At 68.5% G+C, this 21,237-nt stretch carries 16 protein-coding genes; 6 read left to right on the forward strand and 10 right to left on the reverse strand.

Going from position 1 to position 21,237, the window contains the following annotated elements; all coding sequences use genetic code 11:
- Nucleotides 1–229 precede the first annotated feature (229 nt).
- Nucleotides 230–1,411, forward strand: coding sequence for an ABC transporter substrate-binding protein (locus tag QHF89_RS12230; RefSeq protein WP_136968541.1), 1,182 nt, complete (start codon nucleotides 230–232; stop codon nucleotides 1,409–1,411).
- Nucleotides 1,412–1,421: 10 nt separating this feature from the next.
- Here QHF89_RS12230 and asnB read toward each other — a convergent pair whose 3' ends face one another.
- Together asnB and QHF89_RS12240 are read right to left on the reverse strand one after the other, a co-directional pair.
- Nucleotides 1,422–3,176: an asparagine synthase (glutamine-hydrolyzing) gene (gene asnB / locus QHF89_RS12235; protein WP_284720400.1), complete on the reverse strand. Its 1,755-nt coding sequence runs from the start codon at nucleotides 3,174–3,176 to the stop codon at nucleotides 1,422–1,424.
- A 75-nt stretch (nucleotides 3,177–3,251) separates the two neighbouring features.
- Nucleotides 3,252–4,637 (reverse strand): KamA family radical SAM protein, encoded by a 1,386-nt coding sequence (locus QHF89_RS12240; protein WP_136968543.1) that lies wholly within the window; start codon nucleotides 4,635–4,637, stop codon nucleotides 3,252–3,254.
- A gap of 379 nt (nucleotides 4,638–5,016) precedes the next feature.
- Here QHF89_RS12240 and QHF89_RS12245 point away from each other — a divergent pair, with 379 nt between their 5' ends.
- The 4 genes from QHF89_RS12245 (at nucleotide 5,017) to QHF89_RS12260 (ending at nucleotide 10,590) form a co-directional block, all read left to right on the forward strand.
- Nucleotides 5,017–6,123: a hypothetical protein gene (locus tag QHF89_RS12245; RefSeq protein WP_136968544.1), complete on the forward strand. Its 1,107-nt coding sequence runs from the start codon at nucleotides 5,017–5,019 to the stop codon at nucleotides 6,121–6,123.
- A gap of 69 nt (nucleotides 6,124–6,192) precedes the next feature.
- The gene (locus QHF89_RS12250) at nucleotides 6,193–7,965 is read left to right on the forward strand and encodes a hypothetical protein (RefSeq protein WP_136968545.1); all 1,773 of its coding nucleotides are present in this window, start codon (nucleotides 6,193–6,195) and stop codon (nucleotides 7,963–7,965) included.
- A gap of 1 nt (nucleotide 7,966) precedes the next feature.
- Nucleotides 7,967–8,977, forward strand: a complete 1,011-nt coding sequence (locus tag QHF89_RS12255) for a hypothetical protein (RefSeq protein ID WP_136968546.1) — start codon at nucleotides 7,967–7,969, stop codon at nucleotides 8,975–8,977.
- Nucleotides 8,978–8,985: 8 nt separating this feature from the next.
- Nucleotides 8,986–10,590 (forward strand): DUF1501 domain-containing protein, encoded by a 1,605-nt coding sequence (locus tag QHF89_RS12260; protein WP_136968547.1) that lies wholly within the window; start codon nucleotides 8,986–8,988, stop codon nucleotides 10,588–10,590.
- A gap of 13 nt (nucleotides 10,591–10,603) precedes the next feature.
- Here the strand turns inward: QHF89_RS12260 and QHF89_RS12265 are convergent, their stop codons facing one another.
- The 8 genes from QHF89_RS12265 to QHF89_RS12300 all read right to left on the reverse strand — a co-directional run bounded on the left by QHF89_RS12265 (nucleotide 10,604) and on the right by QHF89_RS12300 (nucleotide 19,973).
- Nucleotides 10,604–11,041: a hypothetical protein gene (locus tag QHF89_RS12265; protein WP_136968548.1), complete on the reverse strand. Its 438-nt coding sequence runs from the start codon at nucleotides 11,039–11,041 to the stop codon at nucleotides 10,604–10,606.
- A 42-nt stretch (nucleotides 11,042–11,083) separates the two neighbouring features.
- Nucleotides 11,084–13,540, reverse strand: a complete 2,457-nt coding sequence (locus QHF89_RS12270; RefSeq protein WP_284720401.1) for an efflux RND transporter permease subunit — start codon at nucleotides 13,538–13,540, stop codon at nucleotides 11,084–11,086.
- Nucleotides 13,541–13,927: 387 nt separating this feature from the next.
- Nucleotides 13,928–14,236: a hypothetical protein gene (locus QHF89_RS12275; protein WP_136968550.1), complete on the reverse strand. Its 309-nt coding sequence runs from the start codon at nucleotides 14,234–14,236 to the stop codon at nucleotides 13,928–13,930.
- Between the two features lie 1,214 nt (nucleotides 14,237–15,450).
- Complete coding sequence (locus QHF89_RS12280) at nucleotides 15,451–16,557, reverse strand: NAD(P)/FAD-dependent oxidoreductase (RefSeq protein WP_136968551.1); 1,107 nt, start codon at nucleotides 16,555–16,557, stop codon at nucleotides 15,451–15,453.
- Nucleotides 16,554–17,639 (reverse strand): 3-oxoacyl-[acyl-carrier-protein] synthase III C-terminal domain-containing protein, encoded by a 1,086-nt coding sequence (locus tag QHF89_RS12285; protein ID WP_136968552.1) that lies wholly within the window; start codon nucleotides 17,637–17,639, stop codon nucleotides 16,554–16,556. The genes QHF89_RS12280 and QHF89_RS12285 overlap by 4 nt, the downstream gene beginning before the upstream one ends.
- 510 nt (nucleotides 17,640–18,149) lie before the next feature.
- On the reverse strand, nucleotides 18,150–18,902 hold the full coding sequence (locus QHF89_RS12290) for a hypothetical protein (RefSeq protein ID WP_284720402.1): 753 nt from the start codon (nucleotides 18,900–18,902) through the stop codon (nucleotides 18,150–18,152).
- Nucleotides 18,903–18,935: 33 nt separating this feature from the next.
- A complete protein-coding gene (locus QHF89_RS12295) occupies nucleotides 18,936–19,373 on the reverse strand; it encodes an EVE domain-containing protein (protein WP_136968687.1) in 438 nt (145 codons plus the stop codon).
- A gap of 60 nt (nucleotides 19,374–19,433) precedes the next feature.
- On the reverse strand, nucleotides 19,434–19,973 hold the full coding sequence (locus QHF89_RS12300; protein WP_136968553.1) for a L,D-transpeptidase family protein: 540 nt from the start codon (nucleotides 19,971–19,973) through the stop codon (nucleotides 19,434–19,436).
- Between the two features lie 104 nt (nucleotides 19,974–20,077).
- Between QHF89_RS12300 and QHF89_RS12305 the strand changes: the two genes are divergently transcribed.
- A complete protein-coding gene (locus QHF89_RS12305; protein WP_284720404.1) occupies nucleotides 20,078–21,088 on the forward strand; it encodes an RNA polymerase sigma factor in 1,011 nt (336 codons plus the stop codon).
- The last annotated feature ends 149 nt before the right edge of the window (nucleotides 21,089–21,237 follow it).

Below are 21,237 nucleotides of genomic sequence, written 5' to 3' on the forward strand. Positions count from 1 at the left end.
GCTTCTGCGGTTTCTGCTGGTCGAATCGAATGAACGATGGAGCTCCGCCGCCGATTGTACGCGAAATGTGAAATCGTCGGGGACGGGCGAAATTGACACGTTCCTGCTGTCCGCCCGATCGAATGGATGATAAGGTCGATCCCTCGGATTGGCGGTCGATCCGGCAGAAACGCTCTTCTTGTGGTCATGGAGGGACGAGCGTGGGACCGCGACCGTTCGAGGGCCAGCGATGGGTGAGAAATACGGGCGTAGGGAATGGATCACGGCGCTCGCGTGTGGCGCGCTTTCGAGCGCGCTCGCCGCGCCGGGGTGCGACAGGAGCGGCGCGGGCTCCGGAGGCGCGTCGGCGAACGAATGGAGGGTCGGCGTCTATTTGAGCCTCTCGGGCGCCGATACCTCGTTCGGCGTCGATACGCGCGAGGGGATCGCGCTGGCCGTCGACGAGATCAACGCGGCGGGCGGGGTCAAGGGCAGACCCATCAAGCTCCTGTTCGAGGACGACAAGTCGAATCCCCAGGAGGCCTCGAACAAGGTCTTGCAGCTCATCAACCGCGACAAGGTCGTCGCGCTGCTCGGCGAGGTCTCCTCGGCCCGATCCAAGGCGGCCGGGATCGTCGCGAACAAGAACCAGATCCCCATGATCGCGCCCTCGGCGACGAACGCGGAAGTGACGAAGGTCGGCCCCTTCGTCTTCCGGGCTTGTTATACCGACGACAAGCAGGGCCAGGTCGGCGCGCGGTTCGTCGTCGAGACGCTCGGCAAGAAGCGCCTCGCCGTCCTCTTCGCCTCCGACGATCTCTATTCGTCGGGCCTCGCGGACGAGTTCCGCAGGGAGGCCAAGAAGCTCGGCGCCGAGGTCGTCCTCGAAAAGAGCTTCCTCAAGAACGAGACGAACTTCACGACGTACCTGAACGAGATTCGCGACGCGAGGCCCGAGATCATCTACGCGCCGGTCTATTACAACGCGATGGTGCCCATCGCGCGGCAGGCCAAGGCGGCCGGGATTCCCGGCAGCCAGTTCGTCGGCGGGGACGGGTGGCACGCCGATTCGCTCGTGACCGACGCGGGCGAGGAGATCGAGGGGGCGTACTTCACGAACCATTTCTCCCCCGACGTGCCCTGGCCTCATTCGCAGGCATTCGTCAAGGCGTACGCCGCGCGCTTCAAGAGGGAGCCCTCCGCCCTCGCGGCGCAGGGGTACGACGCCGCGAAGCTGCTCGCCGACGCGATCGGCCGAGCCAAGGGCGACACCCCGGCGTCGATCCGGGACGCCATCGCCGAGACGAAGGATTTCCAGGGAGCCACCGGGAAGATCGCGATCAACGCCGAGCGAAACGCGGACAAACCACTCGTGATCGTGCAGCTCAAGGGCAAGAAGTTCACGTATCACTCGACGGTCGGCGACAAATAGCGGCCCGCGATCACGCGCAGAGCCGGCGATAAAAGGCCCGGTGCCAGGCGTGCAGCACGTACAGCGAAAAGACCCGCTCCTGCGCCGCCCGGTCTCCGGCGCGCGCCCGCGCGCGTAGCGCTTGCACGGGCTCCGGCTTCACGAGGCCCGCCTCGGCGATGGCGTCCGGGCCGAGGAGCGCCTCGTCCTGCCCAGCGTCGGTGAACCACGTGTCCGGGGCGTGAAACGGCGCCTTGCGCGCGGACAAGACGACCTCGGGCAATGCATCGCGCATGGCATGGCGGAGCGCGTGCTTGTTGAAGTTCGGCCCCGTACGGACCGCGTGGGGCAGGGTCGCGGCGAACTCCATCACGCCGTGGTCCATGAAAGGCGCGCGCGCTTCGATGCTATGGGCCATGCTCGTCCGATCGAGCCGAAGGTTGATGCGATCGGGCAAGCGAAGGCGGGTCTCGAGGAGGAGCATCTGGGAGAGCGGATCGAGCTCCCGCGCCTCGCGCTCGAGCTCGTCGAAGCGGGGATCGACGATGTCCTCGCCGAGCAAGGTCGCGCGCTCCTCCGCCGTGAAGACGAACTCTTCGTGACGCAGATACCGCTCCAGCGGGCCGACGCGCTCGAGCTCCGGATCCCGCGTGGCCCGCGCGAACTTCGTGTAGCCGGCGAAGAGCTCGTCGCTGCCCTCGCCGGAGAGCACCGTGGTCACCTTCGCCCGGGATACGGCCTCGAAGACGCACGCCGTCGGGAGCAGCGCGTCCGTCGACACCGGCTCCTCCACGCGATGGAGGATCTCGTCGAGTGACGTCGCCTCGCTGCGCTCCAGGTGAATGATCCGATGCTTCGCCTCGTATCGGCGGGTCACCTCGGCCGCGGCCTCGGACTCGTCGATCGGAGCGCCCCGGAAGCCGATGGTGAAGGCCTGGGCCCGGCGTTTGTCGAGGCCGCCCACGCCGAGCGCGAACACGCTGGCCGAGTCGACGCCTCCGCTCAGGAGGAAGCCCATCGGCACCTCGCTCTCCAGGCGCATCTTCACGGCGGACGAGAGCGTGCTCCGCAGATCTTTGCACCATTGCTCGGCCTCGCGTGGCGGCACCGTCCGGCCGTCGTCCCGCGAGAAGCGGAGCTTCCAGTAATCGATCGTGCGCGGGGTCGTGCCGGCATCCGCGACGAGGACCGAGCCGGCGGGCAGCTTGTGGATCCCCTCGAGGATCGTCCGCGGCGAGGGGACGTACCCGAAACGGAGGTACTCGGCGAGGGCGGCGCGGCTGACAGCGGGTTTGTCGCCGTCCTGCAGGAGCGGTTTGATTTCGGACGCGAACCGAAGCGACCCATGGCTCCACTGGTAGAACATCGGCTTCTGACCCGCCCGGTCGCGGCCGAGGACGAGGCGGCGCCTCTTGCGATCGTAGAGCGCGAAGGCGAACATGCCCCGGAGCTCGTTCACGAAATCGAGCCCGCGCTCCTCGTACAGGTGAACGAGGACCTCGCCGTCCACCCGGGAGCGAAAGCGGTGATTGTCGGCGAGCCGTTGCCTCAGCTCGTGGTGGTTGTAGATCTCGCCATTGATGAGGACGACGATCTGCTCGTCCTCGGAGTAGAGCGGCTGCCCGCCGCCCGCGAGATCCAGGATGGCGAGCCGGCGGAACCCCAGCATCGCGTGATCATCGACGTAGAAGCCCTGCGCGTCCGGACCGCGGTGGTGGATGCGGTCGAGGTTCCTGGTCGTGAACGGCAATTTGTCGAACGGTTTTTGGGGGGAGAACGCTCCCACGATTCCGCACATGAATCCTCCTCGTCGGGCCAGTGGTTTGTCGGATGGCGGAGCCGCCCCCGGGCGGTCGTGCGCTCAGGCGCAGGCCACGTCGTCGTGCATGGGGAGCCGATGCTTCGAGGCTCCGGTCGTCCGCCGCGCGCGCTTCATTCTTTCGAGCGAGGGCTGGAAGAAGAACTCGGGCTCGTCGAACGCGGGCCTGAGCGCGTCGAACCACGTGGCGCGGGGATCGAAGCGCGCGAAGAACGGGCGCCCGACCCACGAGGGATCCCGCGCTTGCAGGAATCGGAGGGCCAGGACCTTGCGCCCCAGGATTTCCGGGATGCCGTCGATGGCGACCTTGCCAGGCAATGCGCTCATGGAAGGTCCGCGCACGGTTCGCGCGAGGCCCGAGACCCGGGAGTATGCGTCCCGGAAGATCTCGTACGCGCGGACGAGAGGCACCTCGAAGTAATGGCGCGCGCCGGTGTCGCGCTCGATGAACATGTAATAGGGGATCGCGCCGAGGCGGACCTGCCGGCGCCACATCGTCTCCCACACGCTGGCGTCGTCGTTGACGTGGCGGATCAGGGGCGCCTGGCACCGCACCGTGGCGCCCGTCGAGAGGATGCGCTGCATCGCGCGCTCCGCGGCGGGCGTCGACAGCTCCCGCGGATGGCTATAATGAGCCATGAACGCCAGGTTTTTCCCGGCGGCGACGACGTCCTCGAACAGGCGCAGGAGGTCGTCTGCGTCGTTGTCGTCGAAGAACCGAGCCGGCCAGTAGGCCATCGATTTGGTGCCGAGGCGGATCGAGGCGATCTGCGGGACCGCGAGCAGCGGCTCGATGTAGCGACGGAGCAGCGCCGTGCGCATCACGAGCGGATCGCCGCCCGTGAGCAGCACGCTCGTCACGCTGGGGTGCGCCTCGACGTACCGGACGAGATCCCCCGCCTCCTTGCTGGCGAATTTGAGGTCGTCCAGTCCGACGAACTGGGGCCAGCGGAAGCAGTAGGTGCAGTACGCGTGGCACGTCTGCCCCTGCGTGGGGAAGAAGAGCACCGTCTCCGCATATTTGTGCTGGATTCCACGGGCCGGGTGGCCGTCCAGCAGGGGCACGTTCAGCTCGATCTGACCGGCCGGATGCGGGTTCAGCCGCGTCTGAATCTCGCGCGCGGCCGCCTGCACCACGTTCGCGGGCGCGTCCTCGCGGACGAGCGCCTCGACGATGCGATAATCGTCGTCGCTCAGCATCTCCCGGTGAGGGAACGTGAGGCGGTACATGGGGTCATCCGGGACGCGATTCCAATCGATGAGCTCCTCCAGGACGTAGTTGTTCACCCGAAATGGGAGCACCGCGGAGACGACCTTCATCGCCTCCCGCTCGGACGCCGGCAGCGCGGCGAGCTGGGGGATGTTGTCGATGTCCTTGCGCTGGAACACACGCAGTTTGTTCGTCTGTGGAGCTCTTGTTTCCGCCACGCAGCCTCCGCGTAGAAAGTTTGAGGTCAAAATGTCTATGCGAGATATATGATTTGACATCAAACCATGCAAGCACAAAGTTACGTCCGTGACGACGGCCCCGCGGCCGCTCGGCTCCGAGCGGCCAGCCGGACCTGAAGCACGACGAAGGGCTGCCGTGCGCGCTTCGTCCTCGCCCGCGAGGCCGTGTTCGCCGCGATGTTCAGGGGCGCGACCCGGGAATGCGCCGCCTCCATCGCGCGCGGGCGTGTCACGCCACGCGCGCCCCCCACACCACGCGACAGCATGTAACGATCAGCGCGGCGACGAGCGTCGTGTGCTCGGTCGTGGTACGCGAATGAACGTCGTGTTGCACGGATCTTTCAGCGCAGGAGCTTTCATGGCGAACAGGAAGGTGATGGCGGCGCTCGTCGTCGGGCTCGTCGGGGCCGGCTGCGGGGCGCGGACGGAGCTGTCGGAGAGCAAGCGGAGCGAGGATGTCTGCGCGGCCGAGGGGCAGGCGTGCCGCACGTCGGCGGCGTGTTGCGGCGGCGGGTCCTGCAATGCGGGCGTCTGCGAGGCCCCGCTTTGCACGGCCGGCGAGGCGCCGGTGGTCCTCGTCAGCGGGGCCGAGCGGCTCTCGGGCGTGCTCGCCGACGGCGATCACGTGTATTTCACCCAGTATGGCGCCGGGGGGGCGGTGCTGCGCGTGCCCAAGGCCGGCGGGGCGATCGAGACGGTGGTCCCGGCGTCGGCCTGGACCGAGTCCCTCGTCGCGGATGCGAGCTCGCTCTATTTCATGGACGGCGATCGGGTCATGCGCGCCTCGAAGGACGGGAGCGGGACGAGCCTCCTCGCGGACAACGAGGAGGGCTCGATGTCGATCGCGGTGGACGCATCGTTCGTGTACTGGATCGCTCTGGCCGATCAAGCCGTGCGGCGGGTCTCGAAGTCGGGCGGCACGCCCGATACCCTGGCCAAGGACAAGGATCTCACGCCGGACATGGTGCCGCGCATGATCGCGGACGAGGACAAGCTATACTGGTCGGCCAGCGTGCTCTGGTCGATGCCGGGCTTTCACGCGACGCCGAAGGAGGGCGGCGCGCTCCTCGTCATCGATGGCGCCGCCACCACGCATTTCGTTGCCGATTCGACGTTCCTCTTCTGGATTGCAACGAACGCGAGCCCCGTCCGCCTGGTGCGCGCCCGGAAGGACGGGAGTGAGGCGAAGACCCTCACGGAGTGGCCATTCGCCAGCAGCGACCTCGCCCCCGCAATGGCGCAGGACGAGAATTACCTGTACTGGGCCAATGGCCAGGCGCGCATCATGAACCGCATTCCCAAGACCGGGGGCGGGCAGGTGCAGATCTTTTCCTCGCCGGACGCCATCCAGCAGTTCACGCTCGATACGTCCTGTCTGTATTACATCGCCGTTTGGCGTTCGAGCAGCACCGACGAGACGACGAGCAGCTTGCTGCGCGTGCCGCGATTTCTGCCGGGGGAGTGAGGCGCCGCGGAGGCGCGCGCGTCGCTTTCTTGCACGCGTGTCGACGCGGCCCTTAATGTGCCGCGCATCATGCACAGGTACACATTCCTTTTCGGGATCACGCTCGTCGCGTGTTCCCAGGGGGATCCTGCTTCCTCTTCGGGAAAACCCGATTGCACGGTCAACCCAGGTGACGGCGTCACGCCCGAGCGCGAGGAGCCCGAGGACGAGCTCACCCCGCTCCGTTTGCTCCGACGCGCCAGCATTGCCCTGCTCGGCGTGCCCCCGACCGATGAGCGAATGCAGGCGCTCCTCGCGCTGGCGACGCCCGAGGCGCAGTTCGTGTACGTCGACGGCTTCATCGATGAGGCCCTCGAAGACCCACGGTTTTACGACATCACCTTCGAGCATGCGCGCAAGTGGGTAAACCTCCCGCTGATCCCGCGCACGGCCGACGCGCCGGAATATGGGCCCAAGCAGCAACGCGTGCTGACCGCGTGCAAAGCGGGCACGGCGAACGAGGGCGCGCTTCACTATTTCCGTGACGTTGCCTCCCCGGACGTGAACTGCGCCGCCGGCGCCGCGAAGACCACGGTCGAGCCCTGGTGGGCGCCGGGCACTTCGGTGACGCTCGTCGGGAGCGCGGCCAATACGACGAACACCGGCCAGATCAAGCCGAACGGCGCGCCGGTCGACATCGAATGCAACCAGCGCGCGGAGGGCACCTGCGGCTGCGGCAAGAACGCCGTGAGCTGCTGGTTCGATCCCGGCACCTATCCCGGCCATGCCCCGTACATCGCGACGAACCCGGACGGCCAGCGGCGCCTGCTCGCCGAGGAGCCGGCGCGCCTGTTCGCGCACCTCGTCTGGCACAACCGGCCCGCGACCGACCTCATCCTCTCGGATTCGTCCGTCGGCCCGACCGAGGTCCAGGCGGCCCACGTCAACCAATCCCTCGCCGGCGGCGCGCTCGACGTGCTCGACGACGAGAGCTGGTGGAACCCGGCGAGTTTTGCCGGCGCGGCCGTGGATCCGCGTCACGACGCGAAGGATCCAAAGGCGTGGCGCGAGTATTCGATCTCCGCGCGGAACATGTTCTTCCTGAAGGAGCGCGCGTACACGTTTGATCCGCGCAAGGATCCGGGCACCTCGAAGGGCTTTCCCTCGGCCGGCATGCTCACCTCGCTCGGCTTCCTCGACACGTACCCGCGTGAGCGCCTGCGCGCGGCGCGCGCGCTCGAGACCCTCGCTTGCGAGCAGCTCTTGCCGCCGGGCGGGGACGTCGCGTTCAACACGTACGAGACCGATCCCGGCCGCGAAGGCCCGTGCCAGCATTGCCACGCGCGCATCGATACCGCGGCGATGCACTTCAAGCGGTATGCGAAGGCCGGCCACGCGTTCGAGGGCTGGGGCGCAGCGTACTACATGCCCGGCGTGGGCAACTGGCAATGGGATCCCGCGTGGCGCACGGGCGCATGGCCGTACGCCGAGGAGCCGTTCGCGCAATGGAACAAGTGGTACCTGCCGGGCTCGCTCCTCACGCCCGCCACCGAGGAGGAGGCGAACGCCAATCCTTATGCTCTGTTCCTCGATTTCCTGCCGCCGGAGCTCACCCTGCTCGGGCAGACCAGCGACGGGACCGTGGGGCCGCTCGGGTTCGCGAAGCTCATCGTGGCCGCGGGATCGTTCGACCGGTGCGTCGTGCGCCGCGTGCACGAGCGTGTCCTCGGGCGTGACATCGATCCGGTGACGGAGAATGGGTATCTCGAGACGCTCACGGCCTCGTTCGTGTCGAAGGGCCGGCTCGTGCGGCCCTTCATCAAGTCCCTGACGCAGTCCACGTCGTTCCGCAGGGGGCAATGACATGCGAAAACGAATCCTTTTCAAGATCGTCGCCCCCTTCGTCGTGGCCCTCGGGGTCGCGAGCTGCGAAGGGGACGAGAGCAACCCCTGCGGCGGGCCGACGCCCGAGGAGCGGGCGCGAAACCAGGAAGTGTTCGACGCGCTCGCCCCGTCCTGCCAGGGATGCCATGTCACGGGGGCGCGCGGGTATTTCGCGTCGATCGAGGCCTTCGAATCGCTCGTCGTCTACAACGCCGCGGTCGTCGTGCCGGGCAAGCCCGATACGAGCGAGCTCATTCGCCTCCTCGAAGGGAAGGGGACACGCGCGTTCAAGCAAATGCCCATCGCGGGGCCGCCGTTCGCCGAGATCGCGGCGAGCGGAGCCACGAAGATGACCATGGCCCAGATCCGCGCGTGGGTGACGAACCTCGAAGCGCGGACCGCCGATCCTCTGCCGTCGATCGAGGCCCGCCGCATCACCCGGCTCTCCGCCGATGACGTCGGGCGCGCCCTCTACCAGCAGCTCGGCCTGTCGGACGACGACTTTTACGTCGCCGCGTCGAGCTTCGATATCCCGCACAAGACGGCCCAGAGCGACGACGGGTATCCCTTCACGTCGCCGGATTCGATCCCGGGGCCTTATGAGAACCTGCCCGTCGAGCGGTACGCCGCGCTCGGGGGCGGCTCGGCGCCGAACCAGCTCAAGGCCGATGGCACCGTCTCCCCGAGCTTCCTCGGCGTGATCACGCAGGTCTCGCAGCGCTGGTGCGCGCTCGCGCTCGACAAAGCGGGCAATCCGGCGCTCCTTCCCGCCGGGGCCTCGGTCCAGACGGGCAGCGCCGACGCGGCGAGCGTGAAGGCCGTCCTCCGCGCCTGGTACCTGCATTTCCACGCCGTGGACGCGACCGACGCGGACGTCGATCGCGTGTTCTCCACGGTGTTCGTCCCCCTCGAAATGGAGAAGGACGCGCGGAACGCCTACATTGGCACGTGCTCCTATTTCATTCGCCACCCCGACTGGATCTTCTACTGAGAGCCCCGATGAATACGAGCCGCCGAACATTCCTCCTCGCCGCCCTCGGGGCCTCCCAGCTCGCGCTCCTCGGCCGCTTCGCCGTGCGAAGCGCGTCCGCCGCGCCGCCCCCGAGCGGGCCCACGAAGCTCCTTTGCATCTGGCTCGACGGCGGGTGCAACTGGGAGCATTTTTTCACGCCGCTGACGGGCGCCGGCATCGACAAATTCATCCAGCCGCCCGACGGCGGCGTGCACCCGTTCGGGTATTCGAAGGAGCAGGTGCGGAACTTCGACGGGACGGCCGCGGACCTCGGGTCCACGAACCCGACCCGCAAGCTCCGCGGGCCCGTGTCCTGGAACGACGCGAACCCCGCCGACACGACGGGCTCGAATCCGCTCTCCGGCGGCACGCAGACCTATCGCCCGTGGGGCTATTCGTGGGTCGATCCGAAGTACAAGCTGTATGAGCGCACCTGCGTGCTCGTCGGCGCCGATCAGGGCACGGCGTCGCACGGGAGCGGCATCATCGCGAGCATGTGCGGCGTCGCGGGCTCGACCTTCCGCGCGCCCAGCGTGCAGGCCGTGATCGCGAACCACATGGCGGCGTATTTCCCGGACAGACCCGTCCCGAACGCGTCGCTCGGCGGCACGCTGCCGGCGGCGCTGGACCTGCCCTCGCTCGCCACGCCGTATACGCTCACGAGCCTCGCGCTCGTCGAGTCCACGATCTCGGACCGCCGGAACAGCGCGTGGGACGGCCTCCGCACCCGGACGGACGTGGAGGGAATGGCGTTCGACGGCACGCCCACCGGCGAGACGTTGCCGCTCACGATCACGGATCGCGCGGTGCTCGAAGCGATCCGCGACCGAAACGGCCTTTCGACGAAGGGGACGGACGAGCTTTATCGGCAGATCCACGACACGTATGCGGGCCTCAGCAAGACCGTGGCGCGGGACGTGCTCTCCGTGCTCGATCAGACGAAGGGGTTCGAGTTCCTGAAGGCCGATCCGCTTTATGGAGGCGGGCCGTTCCAGACCGCGTGCATCGGATCGGCCGACGTCTGCGGGAGCGTGCTCGCGGGCGGCTCGTTCGACTTCGCGTTGCGCCTGCTCAAGTCGAACCTCGTGACGAGCGTGACGCTGCGCGCGACGAGCATCGCGAACACCGGGTTCGACGTGCATTATTCGGGCGGCGCGCGCGCGCAGACGAGCCACCTGCGGATCGCGCTCGAAGCCATTGGCCAGGTGCTCAACGAGATGCAACTCACGCCCGCGTCCTCGGGGCAAGGCTCGCTGCTCGACGAGACGCTGGTCTACATCTACAGCGATTTCGGGCGCACGTTCGCGCGGAGCCCGCAGGACGGGACGGACCATCACCCGGCCACGTGTGGCATCCTGGTCGGCGGGAGCGTGAAGGGGAACCAGATGCTCGGCGGCTACGACGAAACGGCGCCTGGCTCGCCGCTCGGCGCGCCGGTCAACCTCATCGAGGAGTCGGGTACGAAGGCGACGCGGCCGCCGACGTCGCAGGACATCGCGGCGACGGTGATCCGCGCCTTTGGCCTCCAGCCGGGGAAGGATTTTTTCATTCCCGGCGGCTACGGCGAATTCGAGGGCGCGCTGCTCGTTTGAGCCCGCGCCCTCGTCAGGGCGTCTTCCCCGGTGTCTTCGCCGGCCCCGCCTTCGCCGGCGCTTTCGTCGACGGCGCGGCGGAGGCCGACGGGCTCGGCTCCGCCGTCGCCGTCGCGGCGCCGTCCTTGCCCTTGCAGCTCCACGCGCCCGCGAGGATGTACTCGCGTTTGCACACCACGGGGTGATTGCCCTGGGGCGTCTGCATCGCGAACGTGTGCGCGATCGGCGAGCGCTCCCAGTAGGTGAATTGCGCCTTGCACGCGGGCCCCTGGCCCTGGCACGCGGTCTCCGAGGCGAGCGCCTCGATCTCCACGCTCACGCCAAACACGTTGTAAAGCGCCGCGCCCGTCGCCGCGAGCAGCGCCACCGTGAACAGGAGGCTCGCCGCGGAGCGCAGCCCCGAGCCACTGCGCTCCGTCGTTCCCCCACCTCGATCTTCGGGCTTTGTCACGGCGGCACGATAAGACGAGCCGGCCGCGAAGGGAAGCGTCTGCTACGCGCGTTTTCGGTCCATCCACACGAGGGCCGCGGGCAGGACGATCACGGCGGCGAAGAGGCAGGTGACCTCGCCGATGACCGCGGCGACGCCCATGCTGCGCACGGCGAAGTTATTCGAGCGCACGAGCGCCATGTACCCGAGCGCCGTGGTGAGGCTGCAAAGCACGACCGCGCCGCCCGTCTCGCGCACCGCGGCCATCGCGCCGCCCGTGCCCTCGCGGGTATACCGCTGCACGATGTTCACCGCGTAATCGACGCCGATGCCGAACGTGAGCGGCAATGCGATGAAGTTCAAGAAGTTCAGCTTGACCTTCATCATGACGAGCGCGAGCGCCATCCAGCCGATGCCGACGAGCAAGGCGGCGAGCACGTAGACCGAGGGGAGGCCGCGGCGGAAGGCGACGAGCACCGCGAGGACCGTGCCGAGGAGCGACAAGAGCACCGCGGGCGGGATGTCGTCGATGACGGCGGCCCACATGTCGGCATAAATGACCGCACGGCCCGAGCCGAGGATCACGCTGCCGTCCGGCAAGACGGTGCGTCGATACGCGTTCGCCCAGCGGAAGAGGTAATGGGCGTCGTCGACGGTCTGGCCCTCGGTCGGGCTGATGTAGACGATGCGGCCGCGCGTGCCGTCGGTCTCGGTGAACGCACGCGCGAGGCCCGCCGGCAGGTCCTGGATGCCGAACGGCTTCAGGTCGTCCGGGGGCAAGACCTCTTCGATCGTCTTCCAGTCCGCGTCCGGGATGACGCCGCGGCGATGCGCCTTCAGGACCTTTTGCTTGATCTCTTCGAGGATCGGGATCTTCTCGGCCTGCGCCGCGGGGACGAAGTCCTGGAGCGCGTGGACCTTCTCGAAAGGTTTTTCCCCCGGGGGCGCGGCGTCGCGTTTCGCATCAAGCGCCTCGCGCAGAGGCTCGACCTGCTCGGGGCGATCGACGAGGATGGCCATGCCGTCCGTGCCGACGTAGCCAGTGATCTGCTCGGCGAGCGTGCTCAGGCGAATCTCCTCGGCCCGCGCGCTCGCGTCGGTGCGCAGGTTCCGGAGGTCGTATTCCATCGGGTCGCTCTTCACGTAGAAGACCGCAACGGCGCCGCCGACGAGGGCCACGGCGACGCCGAGGACCGTGAGCAAGCGCGGGGCGCGCTCGGCGAGGGCCGCAAACGGACGGCCAAACGCGAGCCCGCCCTGCGTGGCGCGCTGGATGCGGCCCCAGACGCCCTTGGCCTCGCGATCGAGCGGGAGGAGCCGCTCCATCAGCGTGAGGATGCTCGGCAGGGCGAGGTAGGTCGCGATCCAGCAGAGGAGCATGCCAATGCCGCCAATGACGCCGAAATCGCGGAAGCCGCGGAACTCGGTGACGCCGAGCGAGCCATACGCCGCGCCGGCCGCGGCAGCCGCCGTGAGCGTGGGGCGCCAGGTCTCCCGACGCGCGAGATCGAGCGCCTCGGCGAGCGGGACCTTGTCCCTGCGCGCTTCGAGGTACCGCGCCATGTAGATGATGCTGAAATTGATGCCGTTGCCCGCGACGATCGTGAAAAGAAAGCCCGTGGCCATGTTCAAATGGCCAATCAAGAGCTCGGTGACGCCAAACGTCCACGCGACGCCAATGCCGATGGTGATCAGCATGGCGAAGAGGGTGCGGATGCGGAGGTAATAGAGGAACACGACGCCCGCGAGCAGCGCCGCCCCAAAGAGGCCGACCTCGGTGAGGTCCGCGTTGATCGCGGCAAACTCGGAGATGCCCGTCTGGAGGTCACCGCCGAAGCCATAGCGAATCTCGGGGTGGAACGAGGCCGGGTTCACCCGAACGACGGCCTCGCGGATGCGGCGCAAGGCCTCGCTCCCCCGCGAGAAATCGCTGCCGATGACCTTGGAGCGGACAGCGACGACGAGCGTCTTGCCATCCTTCGATTGGTAATAGCCGTCGGGGAAACGATCGGGCGTGGCCTCGGTGCCGAGCTTGAAGCGCTTTTTGATGCTCTCGGCGTCGAGCGCCGGAGGCTCTTCGCTCTCATCGAGCAAGGTGCCCGTGGCCTTGTTGACCTCGTAAGCATACCGCGCCTCGATGTCGTCGCGCAGGCCTTCAAGGTCCTTCGTCTCCGCATAAAGGCCCGCGCGAGGCGAGAGGAAGGCGCGCGCCTCATGGACCCCATCCTCGACGCTGCCCACCCAGGGCGCGCCCACAGCCGCAAGGGCAGGCACGAGAGCATCCCCCGCCTGTCGGAGCGCGATCGTGGGCGTGTTCGGGCCGCCTTCAAGGACGATGAAGAGCGTGGAGACGCCCGCCGTGCGCGCAGCGACCCGATTGAGCTCCTGCACGCTCGGGCGAGAGGAGGGCAAGAGCGACTCGAACCCCGTCTGGATGGTGAGCCGCAACGCAAGGACCACCGAGACGACCGTGAGCGCCGCCGCGACGAGGAGCGGGACGAGCGGGCGTTCGAACTGCAAGCGGCCGAGCCGGTCAAACAGGCGCTCGGGCGAACGGCGGGAAGAAGGTGCAGCGCTCAGGGCAAACCTCGGAGGAGCGAAGGGAATCCTGGAAGCGCCCCATATAGTGCAAACGAGGCGAGTCCTCACCCCCAAACCGCAGGGAAGCGCCGCCGCCGCCGGGGCGCCGCCCCGGACCCCGCGGGGGGCTGTCCGCCCCCTCGACCCCGGACCAGCGAGGCGCTGGACCCAGGGTTGAAAAACTGCGCGATGCGCAGTTTTTCAAGCAGGCCGAGGAAGAAGCCGGGGGGCCAGCCGAACCAGCAGCGAGTCCGTGCGCGCGTCGAGCCGCGTACGCACGGCACGATGTGCGCCCCACGGTGGCCCGCCCATGTGATAACGAGGCCGTTACTTTTGAAAGGGAGGACGAAGGGGAGACGAGCTGCTGTCGGCGGCGTCGCACGACTCGAAGGAGTAGGGATGGCCGTCGTCACATAACATCAACTGGTCGAGGCAACACGAAGGACAAAACCGCTCCTCTTGACGCTTGATGCAGCCTGTGAAGCATTGCTGCGAGGGTACGTCACACTCGACCCGCAGGATCGTTTGTCCAGCATCGTTCTTGGGTCGCGCGGGTTTGTTGGGCTTTTGCTCGCAACCCAGGCTCGACATCACGCAGGCGCCGACGAAGAGCGCGAATCGCACTCGTTCAAGCATGATGGAGGGGCCCCCTCCGTGACGCCGACGAGCCGATCCCGCTGCTACTCGATACCAGGGCACCCGAAAAATCCATAATCTTCTCCTCTTGCGCAGGCGGCGGCATTGGTCGAACAGCAGCTCAGGCAGGCCGAGCCCCCACCCGCTTTGAAACAACTGTTCTGGCACGCAATCGCCTTTCGCTCGCATCGTGTAAGCGGAGGGTCGTCGGCCGACGAACACGCAGCGACCAGCGCCATCACCGACGCTATCGCCAGCCACCGCCTCACGCGCGCCCCCCACGCTCCGGCGACCTGGGCCTGCACGTTCGTGTCCATGGTGTGGGCATGCTCCTTTGCACGCTTCGGAACGCGAGAGAGCGTACATGGCTCGGCCGGAGCCTGTCCAGTCGAGGTCCAGGTCTGCTCGATGCGCTGCGCGAGGCCCGGCCAAGCCCCCGCGGACCTGGCCTTGCGTACGACGGTCGCGTGCCGCCCGCTGCGACGTCTTGCGCAAGGGGCCACAATGCCTGCGGGGGGCTGCAATCCGGCCGGGCACGGGCGCCTCGACCGGGCGCGGTCGATTCTCCGCGACGGCCGGCTCCTCATGGCCGAAAGCACTCGATTGCACGCCCCCGCCCCTGCGCGGCAAACGCCTCCCCCATGGATGCATCCCCAAACCCCGCCACGGCACGCCATCCACCCGCGAAGGCACCCCCTCTCCCCGCAAAGGCACACTCAGTCCCCCCCAAGGCAGACTCTCGACGTGTGACGGCACACATCGAACCCATGGATGCAAGCACCGACCGCAGGAATGCAGCGCGCCGACGTGTAAATGCACACACTCGCCTCGCCGCGGCAGACGTTGCCGTCACGCAGGCACGAGGCCGACCCGTGAAGGCACAGGCGCGGAGCTGGGGCGTTGCCCCAGGCCCCAGCAGGGGCTGTCCGCCCCTGCACCCGGACCAGCCAGGGGCTGGACCCAAGCTCGATGAACTGCGCAATGCGCAGTTCATCGAACAGGCCCGGTCAAGACCAGCAACGACCCTGCCCACCAAGACAGCCGCGCTACTGGTTCTGCTGGCCCCCCGGCTTCTTCCTCGGCCTGTTTGAAAAACTGCGCGGAGCGCAGTTTTTCAACCCTGGGTCCAGCCCCTGGCTGGTCCGGGGTCGAGGGGGCGGACAGCCCCCCGCGGGGCCCGGGGCGGCGCCCCGGCGCGACGCCTCCCTCCCTCCTCACCCCCGCGTCGCGCGATACAACATGTCGACGACCCTTGGCGCACGACCCACCAGCGGCGCGAGCAGCTCGAAGATGGGCGGGCGCAGGAGGAGACCGTGCAAAACGCCGGCGACGAGAAAGCGGGCTGTGAAGGCGCGGGAGAAGGCGCGGGTGTAGGCGTGGATGGGGTCGGGGGAGAAGGTGGCGAGGGCGGCGAGACGGCCGCTGCGGAGGGCGATGGCCATGCCGTCGCCTGTGAAGGAGGGGACGAGACGTGCGGCGTCGCCGGCGAAGAGCAGGGGGACGCCTGTGGTGGGGCAGGTGCGCGCGATGGCTTGGGGGCCGAAGCCGAAGCGGGCGAGGCCTCGGGGTTTTTGCGTGGGGGGGCCGAGGGCGGCGAGACGTTGGGCGAGGGCGGGGTGACGGGTGGCTTGGGCTTCGAGGGTTTGCCAGTCGGGGCGCGCGTCGCTGTCGAGGAGCGCGCAGATGCCGATGCGACCGTCTTCGACGGGGTTTACGCCGATGTAGCCGCCGGGCACGAGGTAGAGCTCGACGTCGGCTTCGAGGGGCGTGGGCGCGCAGTAGGCTTTGAGGGCGACGAAGGTGGGGCGGTCGGCGCGGGCGCGTGGCAGGGCGAGGGGGGCGTCGAGGGGGGAGCGTTTGCCCATCGAGAGGACGAGGCCGCGGACGGCGCGCGCGCCGGCTTGGGTTTGGATTTCGAGGGTGCGTGGCGGCTTGGGGGCCAGCGCGCGGACGGGCGTGCGTTCGAGGACGGTCGCGCCGGCGTCTTGCGCGCGGCGGGCGAGGAAGGTTTCCAGGGCTGCGCGCGTCAGGCCGAGCGCGGGGCGGCCGGGGAGCGTGAGGTCGAGGCGCGCGCCGCCGGCGCCGAAGAGGGCCACGGTGCGCAGCGGCGCGGGTTTCAGCGCGGAGGTGAGATCGCCGCAGCCGAGGGCGTCGAGATCCTCTTCGGCTTCGGGGGAGAGGAACTCGCCGCAGACTTTGTCGCGGCCGATGACGCCGCTCTCCCAGACGATGACCTCGCGGCCGCGCTGGGCCGCTGCGATGGCTGCGGCGAGGCCTGCGATCCCGCCGCCGACGATCCCGAGCGGAGGCCTCTCGCTCATTGGCCGGCGGTGGTCTCCAGGAGGCCGATTTCTGCGCAGAACCCTGGGCCGAAGGCGGTGACGAGCCCGAGCGCGCCGGGCCCGCGCGGGCCCTCTTCGTGCAGGATTTGATCGAGCGCGACGAGCACGGTCACCGAGGACATGTTGCCGTGCTGCTCGAGTGTGTCCCAGCTCGTGCGCGTCACGCTCTTCGGGAGCCGCGCGTGATCTTCGAGCGCTTCGAGCACGCGCCGGCCGCCGGGGTGCACCGCGCCGAACGAGAGGCAGCTCGGGTCGGGCACGTCGAACCGGCGGAGCACCCGCGAGAAGAGATCCGGCAGGCCACGCTCGGCGAAGGCGACGACGTCGCGCGAGAGCTTGATCTTGAGCCCCTCCGCGCGGACTTCGAAGCCCATGAAGTGCTCGGTGCAGGCGAAGAGCTCGCGGAAGGTGTCGCGGACCCGGAGCGCCGGCGCCCTCGCGTCACGCCGCTCGGCTCGCTCGCCCGCGAGGATCACGGCGGCGGCGCCGTCGGCGAAGATCGCCGCGGAGACCAGGTTTTCCTCGCTTCGATCTTCGGGCAAGAAGGTGAGCGAGCAGAGCTCGACGCAGACGACGAGGGCGCGGGCCTCGGGGCGGCCGGCGAGCCATTCGTGCGCGATCGCGAGGGCCGCGGCGCCGCCCGCGCAGCCGTGCTGCGTGAGGTTGATGCGGCGGACGTTCGGCGAGAGCGAGAGCGCCGCGACGAGCGTCGCGTCCATCGCCGGAATCTGGAATCCCGTGCAGGAAGCCGTGATGACGAGGTCGATGCTGTCGCGCTCGTCTTCGGTCGTCCCCTCGGCGATGCGCCGGGCGAGCGCGCCGCAGGCGTCACGGACGGTCGTGCGGTAGAGCTCGTTTTTTGCGGCAAAGGAGCGGCCGACGGAGACGAGCTCTTCCGGGGTGATGACCATGTTGCGTCGCTCGACCGCGCTTCTCCGGAAGAGCTGGCGGGCGAGCCCGAGGGCGCGTCCATCGAGCCACCGGGGGAGCGCCTCGGAGAGCTCGACCTGGCTATACGAGCGCCCCGGAAAGAACGTCCACGTCTGTTCGATGATCGCCATTCAGGCGGGGAACAGCGGCAATTTTCGTGCGCGAGAGGCCCGTGGGCAGGGGGCGCACGGATCAGGCGCGGCGTCCGGGGCGGCGCCATTCAACTGGTCGACGCACAATGCTGGCAACGGGTTATGGTCCGGCATAGACATGCACGGGAACCACCCCACGCGGAAGCCATCGCGCCGGGGCGCTGCCCCGGACCCCGCGGGGGGCTGTCCGCCCCCTCGACCCCGGACCAGCGAGGCGCTGGACCCGGGGTTGAAAAACTGCGCTGCGCGCAGTTTTTCAAACAGGCCGCCGAACAACCCTGGTCGCCAGCCGAACCCGCCACGCGGCTGTCTCGGTGGGCAGGGTCGTTGCTGGTCTTGAACCGGGCCTGTTCGATGAACTGCGCATCGCGCAGTTCATCGAGCTTGGGTCCAGCGCCTCGCTGGTCCGGGGTGGAGGGGGCGGACAGCCCCCTCCTGGGGCCTGGGGCAACGCCCCAGCGCAACGCCCCAGCGCAACGCCTTCCAGCGCTACGGCGTCGCCGCAGGCTTCGGGGCTTCGGGCGCGGACTGGGGCACTACGGCCTTCGGTGCTTCGACCTTTGGTGCCTCGGCTGGTTTGTCCTTCGTGCCGTCGGCCGGCTTCGCGGCGCCTGCGTCCGTGCCGGCGTCGCCGGCGTCGCCTGCGTCGGCGGGGGCGGCGTCGTCGGCGCCTGCGTCGGCGGGTTCGGCGGGCGGGGGGGGTTCGGGGACGGCGGCGGGCTTTGGGGGTTCTTCGGCGGGGCGCTCGTCGACCCAGCAGGCTGGGTTCGGGGGGGGCTGGAAGGTGAACGCGTGGGAGGCGCGGTCGCCTTTTTTCGTGGCCAGGGGGTCGGTCTTGTAGACCTTGGCTTCGCCGCACTCGTAGGTCGTCAGCTCGCGCTCGGGGGTCTTGCCTGCGCGGAGCGGCACGGAGGCGCGCTCGTTGCTGCACTGGGACCACTCGACCTTGTACTCGGCGTCCTTGTCCGGCAGGACGAGCCGCACGCCGGGGTCTGCCTCGGCTCGTTTGCCGAGGAGAAGGACGCGCGCGACTTGATCGTCGCCGTCGAGCACGGTGATCCGGACTGGCTGGCGTAGGCCGCCGCGCATCTTGTTGTTGGGGCCGCCGAGCGTGAAATCGGCGCAGACGGGCTCATTCGTGACGGCTGACGTGACTTGTACGTTGGAGCAGGCGGCGAGGGAGGCCGCGAGGAGTGCGGCGAGGGTGAACGCGGTGCGCGAGCGCAGGCTGGGGCGGATCACGGCGCGCAGCGTTGCCCCGGGGGGGGCCTTTCGTCAAGTCCGCCGCGTTTTTCGGACAGGGAGCTTTGTTTTGCCGAGGGCGAGCACGTGTTCGAAGTGCTCGGCTGAGACGGGGACGACGCTGAGGCGGGAGCGCTTGAGCAGGGCGATGTCGGTCAGGAACGGATCGCTCTTGATGACTTCGAGCTCGACGGGGGCTTTGAGGGCGATGACGGGCTCGATGTCGATGGCGCTCCAGTCTTCGCCTGCGGCGGTGGGATCTGGGTAGGCTTCGCGGGCGACGCGGGCGATCCCGACGACGGCCTTGCCTTCGTTCGAGTGATAGAAGAGCAGGAGATCGCCCTTCTTCATGGCGCGCAGGTTGTTTCGGGCTTCGTAGTTGCGCACGCCATCCCAGACGGCCCGCTTGTCGGCGAGGAGCTGGGCGAACGAGTATTTGTAGGGTTCGCTCTTGACGAGCCAGCAATGCATCTCCGTCGTCATCGGTTCGTCGGGACCATACAGCCCGACTCCCCGATCCCTCAACAGGAATCAGTCCGTGATGACGAGCGTCGTGTCGTCGGGGACGAGGCGGGAGAGCTCGTCGATTTCGGCGTCGTCGAGCGCGATGCAGCCGTGGGTCCAGTCGGATTGCTTGTGCACGGCGTTCCAGTCGCGCTGTCCGACGCCGTGGATGCCGATGCCAAAGCCGACGGTGCGGCCGGGCGGGACCTCGCCGCGGCGCTTCAGCTCGGCGAAGCGCGCGCGGTCCTCGTCGTTCGGGTAGGTCACGTTCAGGAACTGATGGAACAGGCCCTTGAAGCGGCCCTTCACGCGGTAGGTGCCGACGGGCGTGACCTTGTCGCCCTCGAAGCGCTTGGGGCCCGCGCCGCCGCTGCCGAGCGCGACCTTGTACGTCTTGATCACACGACCGCCCTGGGCGACGAGCTCGAGCCGGTGCTCGCTCTTGTCGACGCGGATGAGCGCGGCTGCTTCGACCTTGGGTTTGCCAGGCGCTCCGGCCGGCGCGCCGGGGAGCGGGGACGGGAGGAGGACCGTGGGGAGCAGGAGGAGCGCGAAGAGGGCGTTCATGCCCCGCTGTCGGGGATCCTGGGGCGATCGTGACGGCTCGGGCGCGCGAAAAAAATCATTTTTTCGCCTGTCACACTCCGGGTACGTTCTCCGATGAGGGGGCGATGAGCGCTCCGATGCCCATGGACGAACCGAGGGTTTCCGAGCCGCTGGCGGATCCGGAGCTGCGGCGATTCTTGCTCGATTTCGTGCGCCGCCGGGTCTCGCCTGCGGACGCCGACGATATCGTCCAGACCGTCCTCTGCGAGGCGCTCATCGCGAAGAACCGCCCGGACGACGGCGCCGAGCTGCGCAAGTACTTGCTTGGGATCGCGCGGCACAAGGTCGCGGATGCGCATCGGCGCACGGCGCGCGAGGAGGTGCGGGATCCGCCCGAGCTCGTGGCGGGCCCGCCGCCGGTCGAGGAAGAGGCGCTCCTCCGCTGGGCCGAGCGTCAGGCGCCGGCGACCGAGGAGGCGAAAAAGACGCTCGCTTGGATGGCGCGGGAGGGCGAGGGCGAGAAGCTCGAGAGCATCGCCGAGGAGGAGCAGGTCCCGGCGGCGCGCGTGCGGCAACGCGTGTCGCGGATGCGGCGCTGGATGAAGGAGCGGTGGCTCGCGGAGCTCGCGGCCGTGGCGGCGCTCGTGGTCCTCGCGGTGGTGTTGTGGCGCGTGGCGCGGGATGCCGAGGATCCGGAGGCGATCTTGCCGCTACCGGATCGGGTGCCGGCGCCGTTGGATACGCCGTTCGACAGGGCGCGGGCGCTCCGGGCGGACGCGCTCTGGTGGTGCGAGCGCGGGTCGTATCGTATCTGCGTGGAGGAGCTCGATGCGGCGCGGCAGCTTGATCCGAAGGGGGATGAGGCGCCGGAGGTGCAAGCGGCGCGCGAGCGGGCGCGGCGGGCGCTCACGGTGCCGCCGACGCCCACGACGACGCCGCGCGACACCAAGGACGTGAAGGGCGAGAGAAACGAGGATGCGCCGGCGCCGAAGAAGGCCGCGCCGGCGCCGAAGCCGGTGCCGACGAGCGTGAAGCCGAAGCTCGATCCGGAGCTCCTGGATCGGGGCACCGAGAACGAGAAGGCGAAGCCCTCGAAGACGCAGAAGAAGGGGGACGTCGACTTCCTGAAGAAGTGAGCCAGGGCCCGTTTTCATGGGCCTTGCGCTGGTGGAGGGGTCTTGTCCGGCGAAACCCGCGGGGCTTGGCCCTTGCTTGCCAAGCTTTCGGCCCTCCTGTACGCTGGCCGAGACGAGGAGTGATCGGTAGCGTTGCGGCGGCGGTGCGG

The organism is Polyangium sorediatum (genome assembly GCF_029946465.1).
In the GTDB taxonomy this organism is placed as follows: domain Bacteria; phylum Myxococcota_A; class Polyangia; order Polyangiales; family Polyangiaceae; genus Polyangium; species Polyangium fumosum.

What these genes read in the sequence shown, in the direction of transcription:
- QHF89_RS12300 (WP_136968553.1), bottom strand. Translation starts at nt 19,973, where the DNA reads ATGAACGCCCTCTTCGCGCTCCTCCTGCTCCCCACGGTCCTCCTCCCG.
- QHF89_RS12230 (WP_136968541.1), top strand. Translation starts at nt 230, where the DNA reads ATGGGTGAGAAATACGGGCGTAGGGAATGGATCACGGCGCTCGCGTGT.
- QHF89_RS12250 (WP_136968545.1), top strand. Translation starts at nt 6,193, where the DNA reads ATGCACAGGTACACATTCCTTTTCGGGATCACGCTCGTCGCGTGTTCC.
- QHF89_RS12305 (WP_284720404.1), top strand. Translation starts at nt 20,078, where the DNA reads ATGAGCGCTCCGATGCCCATGGACGAACCGAGGGTTTCCGAGCCGCTG.
- QHF89_RS12285 (WP_136968552.1), bottom strand. Translation starts at nt 17,639, where the DNA reads ATGGCGATCATCGAACAGACGTGGACGTTCTTTCCGGGGCGCTCGTAT.
- QHF89_RS12260 (WP_136968547.1), top strand. Translation starts at nt 8,986, where the DNA reads ATGAATACGAGCCGCCGAACATTCCTCCTCGCCGCCCTCGGGGCCTCC.
- QHF89_RS12255 (WP_136968546.1), top strand. Translation starts at nt 7,967, where the DNA reads ATGCGAAAACGAATCCTTTTCAAGATCGTCGCCCCCTTCGTCGTGGCC.
- QHF89_RS12245 (WP_136968544.1), top strand. Translation starts at nt 5,017, where the DNA reads ATGGCGAACAGGAAGGTGATGGCGGCGCTCGTCGTCGGGCTCGTCGGG.
- QHF89_RS12275 (WP_136968550.1), bottom strand. Translation starts at nt 14,236, where the DNA reads ATGCTTGAACGAGTGCGATTCGCGCTCTTCGTCGGCGCCTGCGTGATG.
- QHF89_RS12295 (WP_136968687.1), bottom strand. Translation starts at nt 19,373, where the DNA reads ATGCATTGCTGGCTCGTCAAGAGCGAACCCTACAAATACTCGTTCGCC.
- QHF89_RS12280 (WP_136968551.1), bottom strand. Translation starts at nt 16,557, where the DNA reads ATGAGCGAGAGGCCTCCGCTCGGGATCGTCGGCGGCGGGATCGCAGGC.